Annotated in this window: 12 protein-coding genes and 1 pseudogene; 7 read left to right on the top strand and 6 right to left on the bottom strand. The window is 68.0% G+C overall.

Annotated elements, in window-relative coordinates; all coding sequences use genetic code 11:
- Window positions 1-100 precede the first annotated feature (100 nt).
- The gene (locus P2Q00_RS06270; RefSeq protein WP_275770354.1) at window positions 101-781 is read right to left on the bottom strand and encodes a response regulator; all 681 of its coding nucleotides are present in this window, start codon (window positions 779-781) and stop codon (window positions 101-103) included.
- On the bottom strand, window positions 778-2088 hold the full coding sequence (locus P2Q00_RS06265; protein WP_275770352.1) for a sensor histidine kinase: 1311 nt from the start codon (window positions 2086-2088) through the stop codon (window positions 778-780). Before P2Q00_RS06265 ends, P2Q00_RS06270 begins: the two co-directional genes overlap by 4 nt.
- Before the next feature lie 209 nt (window positions 2089-2297).
- Between P2Q00_RS06265 and P2Q00_RS06260 the strand changes: the two genes are divergently transcribed.
- The 3 genes from P2Q00_RS06260 to P2Q00_RS06250 are packed head-to-tail and all read left to right on the top strand — an operon-like array spanning window position 2298 to window position 5692.
- Window positions 2298-2987 carry an ABC transporter ATP-binding protein gene (locus tag P2Q00_RS06260; protein ID WP_275770350.1) on the top strand — a complete coding sequence of 230 codons (690 nt, stop codon included), beginning with the start codon at window positions 2298-2300 and terminating at the stop codon, window positions 2985-2987.
- Complete coding sequence (locus P2Q00_RS06255) at window positions 2984-5356, top strand: ABC transporter permease (RefSeq protein ID WP_275770349.1); 2373 nt, start codon at window positions 2984-2986, stop codon at window positions 5354-5356. Before P2Q00_RS06260 ends, P2Q00_RS06255 begins: the two co-directional genes overlap by 4 nt.
- Before the next feature lie 33 nt (window positions 5357-5389).
- Window positions 5390-5692 carry a transposase gene (locus P2Q00_RS06250; RefSeq protein WP_275770348.1) on the top strand — a complete coding sequence of 101 codons (303 nt, stop codon included), beginning with the start codon at window positions 5390-5392 and terminating at the stop codon, window positions 5690-5692.
- Between the two features lie 141 nt (window positions 5693-5833).
- Here the strand turns inward: P2Q00_RS06250 and P2Q00_RS06245 are convergent, their stop codons facing one another.
- Window positions 5834-7705 (bottom strand): ABC transporter ATP-binding protein, encoded by a 1872-nt coding sequence (locus tag P2Q00_RS06245; protein WP_338059296.1) that lies wholly within the window; start codon window positions 7703-7705, stop codon window positions 5834-5836.
- A gap of 444 nt (window positions 7706-8149) precedes the next feature.
- Between P2Q00_RS06245 and P2Q00_RS06240 the strand changes: the two genes are divergently transcribed.
- A complete protein-coding gene (locus P2Q00_RS06240; RefSeq protein WP_275770345.1) occupies window positions 8150-9733 on the top strand; it encodes an MBL fold metallo-hydrolase in 1584 nt (527 codons plus the stop codon).
- Between the two features lie 241 nt (window positions 9734-9974).
- A complete protein-coding gene (locus P2Q00_RS06235) occupies window positions 9975-10709 on the top strand; it encodes an alpha/beta fold hydrolase (protein WP_338059295.1) in 735 nt (244 codons plus the stop codon).
- A 199-nt stretch (window positions 10710-10908) separates the two neighbouring features.
- Here P2Q00_RS06235 and P2Q00_RS06230 read toward each other — a convergent pair whose 3' ends face one another.
- On the bottom strand, window positions 10909-11235 hold the full coding sequence (locus P2Q00_RS06230) for a carboxymuconolactone decarboxylase family protein (protein ID WP_275770341.1): 327 nt from the start codon (window positions 11233-11235) through the stop codon (window positions 10909-10911).
- A gap of 141 nt (window positions 11236-11376) precedes the next feature.
- Here P2Q00_RS06230 and P2Q00_RS06225 point away from each other — a divergent pair, with 141 nt between their 5' ends.
- Window positions 11377-11712: an amphi-Trp domain-containing protein gene (locus P2Q00_RS06225; protein WP_275770736.1), complete on the top strand. Its 336-nt coding sequence runs from the start codon at window positions 11377-11379 to the stop codon at window positions 11710-11712.
- Between the two features lie 150 nt (window positions 11713-11862).
- Here the strand turns inward: P2Q00_RS06225 and P2Q00_RS06220 are convergent, their stop codons facing one another.
- Entirely contained in the window at window positions 11863-12204 is a 342-nt protein-coding gene (locus tag P2Q00_RS06220) for a hypothetical protein (RefSeq protein WP_275770757.1), read from the bottom strand.
- Here P2Q00_RS06220 and P2Q00_RS06215 point away from each other — a divergent pair.
- Window positions 12140-12367, top strand: a pseudogene (locus P2Q00_RS06215) (hypothetical protein); the annotation flags it as partial. The gene P2Q00_RS06220 and the pseudogene P2Q00_RS06215 sit on opposite strands and share 65 nt — an antisense overlap.
- Before the next feature lie 17 nt (window positions 12368-12384).
- Here P2Q00_RS06215 and P2Q00_RS06210 read toward each other — a convergent pair.
- Entirely contained in the window at window positions 12385-13290 is a 906-nt protein-coding gene (locus P2Q00_RS06210; RefSeq protein ID WP_275770339.1) for an aminoglycoside phosphotransferase family protein, read from the bottom strand.
- Between the last annotated feature and the right edge of the window lie 111 nt (window positions 13291-13401).

The following is a 13401-nucleotide window of genomic DNA, read 5'->3' as shown; positions in this document are numbered from 1 at the left end:
GAGGTCGCCCGGCGTGGGCGGACTGCCTGTTCTGGCAGGTGCTCCGCCGGGCCGGCCCCTGGCCGACGTCGTGTCCAACGCGGCGAACCGTCCACTCGCTTCATGTGCCGGCGCCGGTGGCCCCGGGTGAGATCAGTCCGGACTCGTACGCGACGACGACCGCCTGAGCTCGGGAACGCAGGTTCAACTTGGCCAGGATCCGGCGGACATGGGTCTTCACCGTCGTCTCGCTCAGCTCCATTTGTGCGGCGAGTTCGAGGTTGCTCAGTCCCTTCGCGAGGAGTTGCAGCACATCGAGTTCGCGGGGGCTGAGTACGGCGAGATCGCGATGCAGCGCCGCACTGGGGGTGTCGACGGGGGCGAAGCGCTGGATGAGGCGGCGAGTGATGCTCGGAGCGAGCAGCGCGTCGCCTGTACGCACCAGGCGTACGGCAGCGACCAGTTGCTCGGGAGTGACGTCCTTGAGGAGGAAACCGCTGGCGCCCGCGCTCAGCGCCGTGTACACGAACCGGTCGCTGTCGAAGGTGGTCAGGATGATGATCCGGGGCGGCTCGTCGGCCTCGGCCAGGATCCTCCGCGTGGCCTCGAGCCCGTCCATCTCCGGCATCCGGATGTCCATGAGTACGACGTCGGGGCTGGTGGCACGGACCAGCTCGATGGCTTCCGCGCCGTTCGCAGCCTCGCCGACGACATCGATCCCGTCGGCGGTGAGAATCATCGTGAAGCCGGTCCTGAGCAGGTCCTGATCGTCGGCGACCACCAGGCGCAGGGGTTCGGTCACAGCTTCTCCCACGGGATCACGGCGCGAACCCGGTAGCCGCCGGAAGGGCTGTGTCCGGCCTCGAAGGTGCCGCCGTAGACGGCGATCCGCTCCTGCAGACCGATCAGGCCGCGGCCGGTGCCCGTGTGGGACGAGGACGACGCCGAGCCGCCTGTGTCGTTCACCTCCACCTGCAGGACGGTGGGGCCGTAGTCGATGGTGATCTCCACATGGGAGCCGGCCGCGTGCTTCATCGTGTTGGTCAGCGTCTCCTGGACCAGGCGGTAGACCGCGAGATCCATGCCGGGGGAGAGGGGAATCGGCCTGCCGGTGATGTGCAGTTGGACCGGAATGCCGGCGTCCTGTACCCGGGAGACCAGTGCGTCCAGTTGGTCCATGCCCGGTGTCCGGGCGAGGTCGTCCTCGACCGAGAGGTCGGGGGAGTCGCTGTTGAGGGTGAGCAGGCCCATGGTGTGCCGCAGTTCGGTCATCGCGGCCCGCCCGCCGGACTCGACCGCCAGGAGCGCGTTGTGGGCCTTCTCCGGGGCGGCCTGCATCACCTTGCGTGCCGCGCCCGCCTGGACCACCATCACGCTGATGTTGTGGGAGACCACGTCGTGCAGTTCCCGCGCTATACGGGAGCGTTCCTCGTTCACGGCCAGTCGTGCGGCGGACTCCTTCTCGGTCTCCGCGGTCCGCACCCGCAGCTTCCAGGTGTAGATCGTGTTGGCCACCAGGGCGACCGGGATCAGGATCAGGAAGAGGAAGGTCTCCGGGCCCGAACCCATGGTGGGCACGTTCTGCTTGTGGGTCGCCACCAGCAGCAGGATGCCTGCCAGGGCGCTGGTGATCGCGGCCCTCTCGGAGGTGCTGTACATCGTCACGCTGTAGGCCGCGATCAGACAGGCGGCGAAGGTGAAGGTGGGGTTGAACCCCGCACTGAGGTGGTACAGCTCACTCGCGCCGATCAGGATCCAGAACACGGTCAGGGGAAATCGTCTGCGCGCGACGAGCGGGAGCGTGGCCAGCACGGCCAGCAGCACCTGCCAGGGATGCGCCGCCCCGTAGTAGTGAGTGATCTGCCCGACCGGGGGCGTGGGTGCGGACGGAGTACCGGCGGGTGTGTGCGGCTGGCTCGGCGTGGTCAGCGAGTCGGTGACGCTGCCTTGCCGGTTCAGGGCGCCGCCGACGGCACCGACGGTCAGAGCGAGGGCGAGGACCGCATCGGTTGTCCAGACCCAGCGGGACAGAATGGGCGGTGGGAGCGTCGGCCTCTTCAGCGCGATGACCCCGACACGCCAACCGGCCCTGATCACTGATGTGTTCACCGGGTCATTGTGGCAAGCCGTCTGCTGCTGCCGCATCGTTCGCGGCGGCTAGCGGCGGTCGTCATTTCGACTCCTCCTCAAGGATGACCCGGGGTGCCGGTCGTCCATGCGGACGAACGGGTTTCGTAGCAGCAGGCGATGTGACGCGGGGGGCGCCGTACCTAGCGTGAGGACACTGCCCAAGCCATCCGTTCCCGTGGAGGAATGCCGTGACGGAGCCGCTCATCCAGATCCGCGACGTGAGCAAGACATACGAAGCAGAACGACCAGCGCTGGCCGACCTGAACCTCGACGTGCAGGCCGGAGAGGCGGTAGCGGTGCTCGGCAAGTCCGGCAGCGGCAAGTCCACTCTGCTCAACATGATCGCCGGCCTGGACAAGCCGACTCGGGGAACGGTCGCCGTGGCCGGCCTCCGCGTCGACGAGATGTCCGAGACCGCGTCGGCGAAGTACCGGCGGGAACGGATCGGCATGGTCTTCCAGTTCTTCAACCTCCTGGACGACCTGACCGCCGAGGACAACGTCCTGCTGCCGGCCCAGCTGGCCGGAATGTCCCACGGCAAGGCCCGCAAGCGGGCGGCCGAACTGCTGGAGTCCCTCGGTGTCGCCCGGCATGCCCGCGCCTTCCCGGGCCGGCTGTCCGGCGGTGAGCGGCAGCGCGTCGCGGTCGCCCGGGCACTGATGAACCGCCCCTCGCTGCTGCTGGCCGACGAGCCGACCGGCGCCCTCGACAGCGCCTCCGCGGACGACGTCAGGACCCTGCTGGCGGAGCTCAACCGATCCGGCCAGACCATCCTGCTGGTGACCCACGACGTCGCGCTCGCCGAGGCGTGCGCGACCAGGACGATCGAGCTGCTCGACGGCAGGGTTCTCCGTGACGAGCGGATGGCGGTCCGATGAGCGCGCTGAGCAAGGTCGTACGCGCCGGTGTGGGGCGGCGCCGGGTCCAGACCGTGGTCATGATCCTCACCACGATGATGGCGGTGACCGCCTCGGTGCTGGCGGCCGGACTCCTGGTGGCGACGCAGGCGTCCTTCGACCAGAGTTTCGACGGGCAGCGCGGCGCCCACCTGACGGTGCAGTACGACCGGAGCAAGGCCACCGCGGCGCAGATCGCGGCCACCGCACATGTCTCCGGCGTCACGGCCAGCGCCGGTCCGTATCCGGTGCTGTCCCTGCAGCCGCATGTCGGCGCGAACAACGACGGCATGCCGGTCGGCGACAAGCTGGCGCCGATGGTGATCGTCGGCCGCGCCAGTACCGGAGGGCCGGTCGACAGGCTCAGGATCACCGACGGGCGGTGGGCCTCCAAGCCCGGCGAGGTCGTACTGACCGCCACCAACGCTCCCTTCGGTGTCGGTGGCCATATGACCTTCCCCGACCTTCCGGGCAAACCCACCCTCACGGTCGTGGGCCTGGCCAGGTCCGCGGGCGGCAGCTCCGAGGCATGGGTCTCACCCGCTCAGCTCGCGGCGCTGACCCCGGCCGGTACGACGCCCGACGAGCAGATGCTCTACCGGTTCCGCAGTGCGGACACGGACGCCGAGATCACCGCGGACCGGGTCGCGCTCGCCGCTGCCGTACCGAACGGATCGATGACCCAGGCGGCGTCCTATCTGAAGATCAAGATGTCCGCGGACAAGACCTCCGCGACCTTCGTGCCGTTCGTGGTCTCCTTCGGCGTGCTCGGCCTGTGCATGTCGATCCTGATCATCGGCATCGTCGTCAGCGGCGCAGTGGCCGCCGCGACCCGGCGTATCGGCATCCTGAAGTCGCTGGGCTTCACCCCGGAACAGGTGGTGCGTGCCTACGTCGGGCAGGCCCTGATCCCGGCCGGGATCGGCACGGGACTGGGCGTCGTCCTCGGTAACCTGCTCGCCATTCCGGTCCTCAACGATGCGGGCGGCGCGCTGGGCGTCGGAGCGGTGACCATCGCCCCGTGGATCGACATCGCGATTCCCGCGCTCGCCCTGGGCGCGGTGGTGGCCACGGCCCTGCCGCCGGCCCTGCGCGCCGGACGGCTGCGGACCATCGAGGCGATCGCGGTGGGACGAACCCCGCAGGCCGGGCGGGGACGGGTGATCCGCCGCCTTCTCGGGCGGCTGCCGCTGCCGCGTTCGCTCAGCCTTGGTCTCGCCAACCCCTTCAACCGGCCCTCGCGGTCGATGACCATGGCGGCGGCCGTGGTGCTCGGGACCATCGGGGTCACCTTCGGCGTCGGCCTCGCCATCTCGCTCAGCGCCATCCAGAGCGACCTGAACCGCAGGTCACCCGGAGCCGCCGTGGTCCAGCTCTTCGGGCCGCCGGCACCTCCCGCCCCCGGCGGGGGGACCGGCCAGCCGGTCAAGAAGGCCGATGCCACCTCGATCGCTGCGCTGATCCGCAATCAGTCGGGCACCCGCAGGTACTTCAGCACGGGCCAGACCCGGGTCGGTGTGGCCGGGCTGGCCGGCACGACGAACGTGATCGCCTACGACGGGGAGTCGTCCTGGGGTTCGTACCGGATGCTCGCCGGAAGGTGGTTCCACGGTACGGGCGAGGCGGTCGCCCCCTCCGGTTTCCTCACCGCCACCGGAAAGCACATCGGTGACACCATCCAGCTGACCGACAACGGCCGCAGTGCGCCGGTGCGCATCGTCGGCGAGGTCTTCGCCATGCAGCAGGTGCTGCTCACCGACAAGAGCTCGCTCGCGGGACTGAACGCGTACATCCTGCCGCAGTCGGTGCAGTTCAACATCGACCTCACCCGGGGAACCTCGCAGCAGAGCTACCTGGACTCGCTCAACACCGCCCTGGGGCCCTACAACCTCACCGCACAGCCCAACAATGCGCAGGTGGGGAGCATGCTCATCGCCATGGACTCGCTGGCCGCGATGCTCACTCTGATGCTCGTCGCCGTGGCCGGCCTCGGGGTGCTCAACACGGTCGTGCTCGACACCCGCGAACGCGTCCACGACTTCGGTGTGTTCAAGGCCCTGGGCATGACGCCGAAACAGACCATCGTCATGGTCATCACCTCGGTCGCCGGCATCGGTCTGCTCGCCGGCGTGATCGGAGTCCCCATCGGCATCGCCCTGCACGATTCCGTGGTGCCGGTGATGGGCCGTGCCGCCGGCACCAGCATCCCCGTCGACGACATCGCGATCTATCACCTGCCCGTGCTCCTTCCGCTGATCCTGGGCGGACTGGTGATCGCCACCGTGGGGGCGCTGCTCCCGGCCGGATGGGCCGCCAGGACCGGCACCGCCACCGCGCTGCGTACGGAATAGCCGCCGTCAGGGACAGACACCGGAGGAAGAGACGTGCCCGGGAAACGTCGCAGGTACGACCCTGAATTCAAAGCGAAAGGCGTCCGGATCGTGAACGAGTCGCAGTTGCCGCTCGCCGAGGTGGCACGGGAGTTGGGCGTCAGCAAGGCAACTCTCGGCCGCTGGGTCGAGCGGGACCGGCAGCGGCACGCGACCGCCCCCGCACACGAGTTGACGGAGCCGGAGCGCGCCGAACTGCTCCGGCTCCGCTGGGAGAACACCAAGCTGACGGTCGAGCGGGACATGCTCGAACGATCGGTGATCCTCTGGATGCTGCGGAGCATGGGAGAGCCGTGAGAGTCCGTGTCCTGTGCCCGGCGGGGCGCGCTGAGCGCTCCGCCAGCTGTGCCGCGATGTGCTGTCGGTCGTGGCTGGTCGCGCCCGCGCGGCGGAGCCGCTTATGGATGCAGCCCCGCGCCCCTTCAGGGCGCGGCGCCGTCAGCTCGTGCCGGGTGCCGGCCGGGCGGGGTGGGCCGGTCGGTCGGCCGCGCCGTTCTGCCCGGCGAACTGGGTGCGATACAGCTTCGCGTAGAGCCCGTCCTCGGCCAGCAGTTCGTCGTGGGTGCCGCACTCCCGGACCCGGCCCGCCTCCATCACCAGGATCTGGTCGGCCTCGATGACGGTGGAGAGGCGATGGGCGATCACCAGTGAGGTCCGCCCGGACAGCGCGGTCCTGAGGGCGCGTTGGATCGCCGCCTCCGATTCGGAGTCCAGGTGTGCGGTGGCCTCGTCCAGGACCACGACCGGCGGGGACTTGAGCAACAGCCGGGCCAGAGCCACCCGTTGTCGTTCTCCCCCCGACAGGCGGTGGCCGCGCTCGCCGACGACGGTGTCGAGCCCGTCGGGCAGCGCGGAGATCGTGTCCCAGATACGGGCGGCCCTGCAGGCTTCGACGAGGTCGTGGTCGGTGGCGTCGGAGCGGGCGTAGGCCACATTGGCCCGGATCGTGTCATGGAACATGTGCGCGTCCTGAGAGACGACGCCCACCGCGCCGCGCACCGACTGCAGCGTCAGGTCGCGGATGTCGTGGCCGCCGATCCGCACGGATCCCGAAGTGGCGTCGTAGAGCCGCGACACCAGGTGCGCGACCGTCGTCTTTCCGGCTCCGGAGAGTCCGACCAGTGCCGTGAGGCGGCCCGCGGGAGCGCGGAAACTCAGCTCGTGAAGGACCTGGTCGTCGTCGGTGTGTTCCTTCGCCGGCCGGGGAGCCGCTTCCAGTGAGGCGAGCGAGACCTGGGCGGCCGAGGGGTAGCGGAAGGAGACCCGGTCGAACTCGACGGAGGGCGCGATCCCGTTCTCGTACGCCGCCTCCGGCAAGTGGCGGGCGCCGGGCCGGTCGGTGATGAGCGGCTGAAGATCCAGCACCTCGAAGACCCGGTCGAAGCTGATCAGTGCCGTCATGACGTTGATCTGCACCCCGGAGAGCTGGTTGACCGGGCCGTACAGCCGGAGCAGCAGGGTGACCATGGCGACCAGCGTGCCGACCTTGAACGCGCCGCCGATGACGAGACTGCCGCCGAGGCCGTACACCAGCGCGGTGGTCAGAGCGGTGAGCAGAGCGGCGATGATGCCGAAAGTCCGTGCATAGACCACGGAGATCACGCCGATGGCGCGCACCCGGCCCGCGGGCTTCGCGAACGCCTGCGCCTCGTCCTCCGGCCGGCCGTAGAGCTTCGACAGCATGGCCCCCGACACGTTGAACCGCTCGCTCATCAACGAGCTCATCTCGGCGTCCAGCTGCATCATCTGCCGGGTGAGCCGCTGCAGTCGGCGTCCGATCAGTTTCGCCGGAACGAGGAAGAGCGGGATCATCACCAACGACACCAGAGCTATCTGCCAGGAGAGATAGAACATCGAGGCGAGCACCAGGATCACGGTCAGCACGGTGGACGTCGTCTGGGCCAGCAGAGTCGTCACCGCCTGCTGCGCCCCTACGACATCGGTGTTGAGCCTGCTGACCAGGGAGCCGGTCTGGGTGCGGGTGAAGAAGGCGAGCGGCTGCCGCTGCACATGCCGGAACACCTTGGTACGGAGGTCGTAGATGAGCCCTTCGCCGATGCGGCCCGAGAGCCGGGTCTGGACGTAGATGGCCAGTGCGTCCGCCACCGCCAGCGCGGCGATGGCCGAGGACAGCCAGACCACGACCGACAGCCGGCGGGGCAGGATCCCGTCGTCGATGACCATCTTGAGGATCAGCGGGCTCGCCGCTGTGATGACCGAGTCCAGGATCGTGACCAGCATCAGTACGGCCAGCTGCCGCCGGTATCGAGCGGCATAGGGGAGGATCCGCCGTACAGTGCCGGGAGTCACCTTCTGATCGGTGATGGAATCGTCCAGGCGCAGACCTACCGGGCCCATCCTCGGGCTGCCCATCATCGCCAAGGGGATCTGCCTCGCTCTCGTGTGGGTCCGCGATCATTCGGCGGCTCGGGAGGCCGATACACGTGGCTGCGGGCGAGTGCGGAATTCACGACACACCGCTTTCGCCCGGCCCTTAACCTCTCGCGCACAGGCACGTGTCGTGAACGGCGGGCCTCAAGTTAACTCCGCCCGGCTGACTGTGACGACTGTTCAACTGCCGCGTGCGCACGGTTGAACAGGGCCATCGGTGTTCAACGCCCGTGTGCAGACGCAGAACATTGATCGCTGTTGCATTCGTGGGCATCCTGATTCCGACGAGTGCTCCTGTGCGCGGCCATTCCAGTGTCTATTCCCCGGAGCCTGAATTGGATTCTCCTGAAGAGAGGGGCGGAGATGACTGACGATCAGTTGTTTCTGCGGTCGAAGGTCATAATCGAGCCGCTGGTGGACAGGTTCTTCGCCTGGCCCTATACGCTGGCGCCGGTACAGGCGGCGATGAATCTGGCGAACCTGCAGGTTCCGCTTCTCGAGTCCTATTTGCAGTCACCGCAGGTGCATGTCGCTGCCAGCAACAATCCGGATCTGCGCGGCGGATACTTCATCAACATCGCCGAGGAGCGCGCCGACGAGGTGCGCGATCTGCTGGCCGCGATCAAGCGGGACCGGGCCGACATGCTGAGGTTCGCCGAGGCGATCGCCGCCGGTCAGGAACTGCTGCGGGCGAACGCCACCGGCTTCGACCTGACGCCGCTGTATCCCAAACTGCCGCCGGAGCTGGGGGGTCTGGTCGAGCTCGCGTACGACACCGACAACCAGGCGCAGATACGGTTCCTGGAACCCTTGGTCTACAAGAGCGGCGTCTACCAGGAGTCCCGCCAGTCCGTTCAGCTGTCCCTGGAGACCGGGATCGAGCGGCCGTTCATCCTGAGTACGCCGCGGCTGCCCTCCCCGGACGTCCTGGAACTGGGCCTTCCGTTCCGTCACACGGGGCTGGAAGAGCTGTTCAAGTCCCGGGTGCGGCCCACCACCCTGGGCCATCTGCGCGAGGCGCTCGAACTGGACGACACTCAGGCCAAGCAGCTGTCCGGACTGCTGACCGACCGCTCCAGCCAGGCCGAGGACCGGCACATCGAGGCCGGCGGCCGGATCCGGTACTTCGGGCATGCCTGCCTCGTGCTGCAGACGCCCGAAGCAGCGGTCGTGACCGACCCGTTCATCAGCGCGGACAGCAGCGTGGGCGACCGGTACACCCTGGACGATCTGCCCGACCGCATCGACCTGGTCCTGATCACCCACGGCCACCAGGACCACATCGTCCTGGAAACCCTGATGCAACTGCGTGGCCGGGTCGGGGCGTTCGTGCTGCCCCGTTCCTCGCGCGGCAATCTGGCCGACCCGTCGATGGCCCTCATGCTCAAGGCCCAGGGCTTCCCGGTGATCGAGGTCGACGACTTCGACGAGGTGGAGTTCCCCGGCGGCAGGATCACCGCCACCCCGTTCCTCGGTGAGCACTGCGATCTGGACATCCGCGCCAAGTCGACCTACTGGGCCGAGCTGGCAGGGAAGAAGATCTTCATCGGGGCGGACTCCTCGGGCATCGAGCCTCAGCTCTACCGCTACATCAAGGAGCACCTGGGCACCGCCGACCTCGCCTTCCTGGGCATGGAGTGCGACGGGGCGCCGCTGACCTGGCTCTATCAGGCACTGCTGACCATTCCGGTCACCAAGAAGATGAGCAGCTCGCGCAAGCTGTCGGGATCGAACGCCGATCAGGCCGCTGCGATCATGACGGAGCTGGGTGCCAAGGAGGCGTATGTCTACGCCATGGGGGAGGAGCCCTGGCTGGGCCACGTCATGGCCACCACGTATACCGAGGACACGTATCAGATCAAGCAGATCGAGGAATTCCTGACCTGGTGCAAGGGCCGCGGCATCAGGGCCGGGCACCTGTACGGGCAGCAGGAGTGGCGCTGGTAGCAGCGTGCTCTCGCATGCCACGGCCTGCGTCCTCCCGGGAAGGACACAGGCCGCGGCAGTGCTCAACTGGGCCGCTGCGGCAGCCGGATGCCTCCGGACAGGCTGTCGCGAAGCTGCGTTGATCAGCGAGCCGTGCAGCGCAATATCGGGGAGACAACAGCGTGAATTGGGGTACGGCATGCCCTTCGTGAGGAGCAACGGAATCCGGCTCGCATTTCAGCGCTCGGGCAGAGGGGAGCCCGTGCTCCTCATCATGGGGTCCGGGGCTGCGGGGCATGTCTGGACCCTGCACCAGACGCCGGCGTTGAATCAGGCGGGATACGAGACGGTCGTATTCGACAATCGGGGTATCGCCCCGTCGGACGTGCCCCCCGGGAAATACTCTCTGGCGGACATGGTCGCCGATACCAAAGGGCTGATCGAGGCGCTCGATCTGGGACCATGCCGAATCGTCGGAACGTCGATGGGCGCGATCATCGCGCAGGAGCTTGCGATCGGCTGGCCGCACCTGGTGCGCTCCGCCGTCCTGATCGCCACCAGGGCGCGGTCCGACAAGGCGCGCCTTGCGATGACGGCCGCGGACAGAGCGCTGGAGGAGAGCGGCGTCCGACTCCCCCCGAAGTACGAAGCGGTACGGACCGTGCTCGAGATGCTGTCCCCGTCGACATTGAACGACGACGACGTCAGCTCCTCCTGGCTGGAGATATTCGAGGTGTCCCGTGGCGGCGCCGCCGGAGGCCAGGCATGGGTCGACACCGTCACGGACAGGCGCGCGGCACTGCGGATGATCACCGTGCCGTGCCGTGCCATCGCCTTCACCGACGATCTGATCTGCCCGCCGCACCTCGTCGCGGACGTCGCGGAGGCCATACCCGACTGTGACTACGTGGAGATCCCCGATTGCGGCCACCTGGGAAATCTGGAGCGGCCGGAGGCCGTCAATGCCGCGATCATCGAATTCCTCGACAAGTACTGACGGCACGGAAGCCTGATCACTCGTCGGCGCCGACCACCCGGGCGCCGTCGAACCGGCCCTTGTTGTCGATCAGCACGCGCTTGCCTTCGGCCGGCACCGCGTCGTTCGCACGCAGCTACGCTTCCACCGCCGGCACCACTGCCTCTACACCCGGTCGCCGGCGCAACCCTGCCCGTCGATGCCGGGCGGACGGCTGCCCTCAGCCCTGACCCTCGATCTCGGTGTCGGCGACGGCGATGGCGATGCCGAGTGCGGTGGCGATGTTGCCTGCTGCCGTCATGACGCGGGCGGTGCCCACGATGGGCGCGATGGCGACCAGGACGTCCTGCAGCTGGTCCGGGGTCAGGCCTGCTTGCACGGCGGGGTCGATATGCGCCACGTAGGAGATGGGCGGGGCGTCCGAGGCGGCGAGCGCCGCGATACGCGTGAGGATGAGCATGTCTGGGGGCAGCCCGCACCGCTCGATCGAGTCGACCGTCATGGCGGCGAGGGTGTCCAGTACAGGGGTTTCCGACGCAGTGGACATGTCGCATGCCCTCCTGGTGAGTTCTGGGCCCGAGGGGGCGGGGATGAGAGGGAAGGAACCGAGTTCCGCGAATGTGGGGCTTCCTCTCGACTCAACCGTAAAGCCCATCCGGGCCTCGCGCATGGGGACGCTCATGGTCCACTGCGCTATGCGTCGGGCGGAAAGCGCCATGAGGCACTCGCAGCTGCGCTGAGGGAAGGCGGGGATGCCGAATGGGAAGTCGGCCCCGGGACGCTGAGCCTGCGGATCCCCGACGACCTGCGCAGCGAGATGGAGGTCGAGGTCAGTGACGGGGAGATCGAGCTGGAGATCGAGTTCAAGTGGTCGACCGCATCCACCGGGACAGAGCCATCGCGAGCGGTCGCGAGCACAGAGGAGGCCGCGAGGCGGAAAAGCGCGCCCGCCGAGCCCAGCCGTAGGAGCACGGGCGCCGGCAGGAGGAAGACCGCGAAGAGGTCCGCCACGAAAACGCCCTGAGCCGTGCCGTGGTTCTCGGGCCGACCACCGCGCCCTGTCCGGTGCGCTGCCGGACTCGTAGCGGGCCGGTCAGCCCGGTGGCTCAGGGCCTATGAGGTTCTGCCCGCCTCTCCAGGTCTCCCAGCGGCCGTTCGAGACGCGTCGGGCCGTCTAGGCTCCCGTCCTGGCGGGTGATCGTTGGCCGAGCTGTTGTGGCCGCGTGACCGTGGCTGAGGGGATGGCTGACACGGCTACGGCGTCATTGGCCAGCAGGGTGTCGAGCTCGGCGTCGAGTACGAGTGCCGGGCAGGTGATGCGGTCGGCGACAGCCGCCAGGGTGAACGCCTCGGTTGCCTTGACCAGTTCATCGAAGTCGGACACGCCGAAGGTCCACCGGCCGTTGCGCACCACCCATCGCACAAAGGTGTTCTGCGCCATCAGCGCCTCCATGCCGCCGGGCGTCGCAGCGGCGCGGCCGGCGGTGGCCGGGGCCGTCGAACACGTATGCCGCATGCTCAGGCTGCCCACCATCCGGGCTCAGTTCCCCGAACTGGCCGAAGCGGCCGCCCGGGACCAGATGTCCTGCCGCGGGTCCCTCGCCGAACTGCTGATGGCCGAGTGCGATGACCGGGCCCGCTGGCGCTTCGAACGGCGCATCAAGGCGGCGTACCCGCGACCGGCAGCTGCTTCAAGTCACGCGAGCGACTTGTCCGCCAGGATGCGTTCCAAGGTTCGTTGACCCGTCCGGCTCATGGCCGGGTTGCTTTTGACGTAGTACCAGACCAACCCCATCGCTTGAACGAAAGCCCACGCCTTGCCTCGCTGCCATTCAAGGTCGTCGCTACCCAGGTGATCACGGAGCACCTGCCGCGGCGCAGCCTCAAGCAAATGCCACGCACCCACAAGATCCAGCGAAGGGTCAGCCGGCCCGAAGCCGCCGACGTCGACAATCCCCGCAAGCCGACCGGCGGACACGAGCACGTTGCCAGGAATCAGATCGCAATGGGCCATGGCGTCCTCAGCTGCACCTCGCGGCAGATCACGCAAAATTGCCCAGATACGGCGCAGCCGAGGGACATCCAGGAGTTGCTCACTGTGTCTGAAACAGGTCTCCATCCACGCGTCATGGGACTGCAGGTCGCCTCCTCGACCCGTGTCGGCGAACGTGCGGCCACGCGTGTCGATCGCGCGCAGGTCGCCGATGAGATCGGCCAAGTCACGAGCAAACGCTGACGATTCGCCCGGGTCCTCGTTGGCGGCCACGACGCCGGGCAGCCACGTCTGCACCGACCACGGAAGCGGGTAACCTGCCCCAGGCTCACCAAGGGCGACCGGCTCGGGCGTGGGGAAACGCGTGCGACCTGCCAGCTCGCGAGCCGCTTCCGCTTCGGACTCCAGCCAGTGCCGCGTCGGCTCGACGTCTGCGGATTCAAGAGGGAATCGGGCTGCGAACCGATCGCCAATTCGGAAGATGGCGTTGACCGTACCCTGCGACGCGATGCTCCTGACGGGCAGGCTCCGCCATTCAGGAAACTGCTGCTCCACCAGCATGCGCACCGTCTCAGGTGACACCGTCAGCTGGTTGGCGTGCATCTTCATGGTGGGAGCATCCGCGTCACGATCTTCAACTGCAACCCATTTCTGGCGCGCAACGCCGCCTGCCGGAAGTCCGGCACGTGATGCGGTGCCCCTGAATGCCATGGCGGGTCA

Source organism: Streptomyces coacervatus, from assembly GCF_029223485.1.
In the GTDB taxonomy this organism is placed as follows: Bacteria; Actinomycetota; Actinomycetes; order Streptomycetales; family Streptomycetaceae; genus Streptomyces; species Streptomyces coacervatus.
This window is presented reverse-complemented; position numbering and strand designations above follow the sequence as displayed.

Excerpts from the sequence above, each read along its gene's own strand:
- P2Q00_RS06240 (WP_275770345.1), top strand. The coding sequence starts at position 8,150 with ATGACTGACGATCAGTTGTTTCTGCGGTCGAAGGTCATAATCGAGCCG.
- P2Q00_RS06220 (WP_275770757.1), bottom strand. The coding sequence starts at position 12,204 with ATGCGGCATACGTGTTCGACGGCCCCGGCCACCGCCGGCCGCGCCGCT.
- P2Q00_RS06230 (WP_275770341.1), bottom strand. The coding sequence starts at position 11,235 with ATGTCCACTGCGTCGGAAACCCCTGTACTGGACACCCTCGCCGCCATG.
- P2Q00_RS06255 (WP_275770349.1), top strand. The coding sequence starts at position 2,984 with ATGAGCGCGCTGAGCAAGGTCGTACGCGCCGGTGTGGGGCGGCGCCGG.
- P2Q00_RS06210 (WP_275770339.1), bottom strand. The coding sequence starts at position 13,290 with ATGAAGATGCACGCCAACCAGCTGACGGTGTCACCTGAGACGGTGCGC.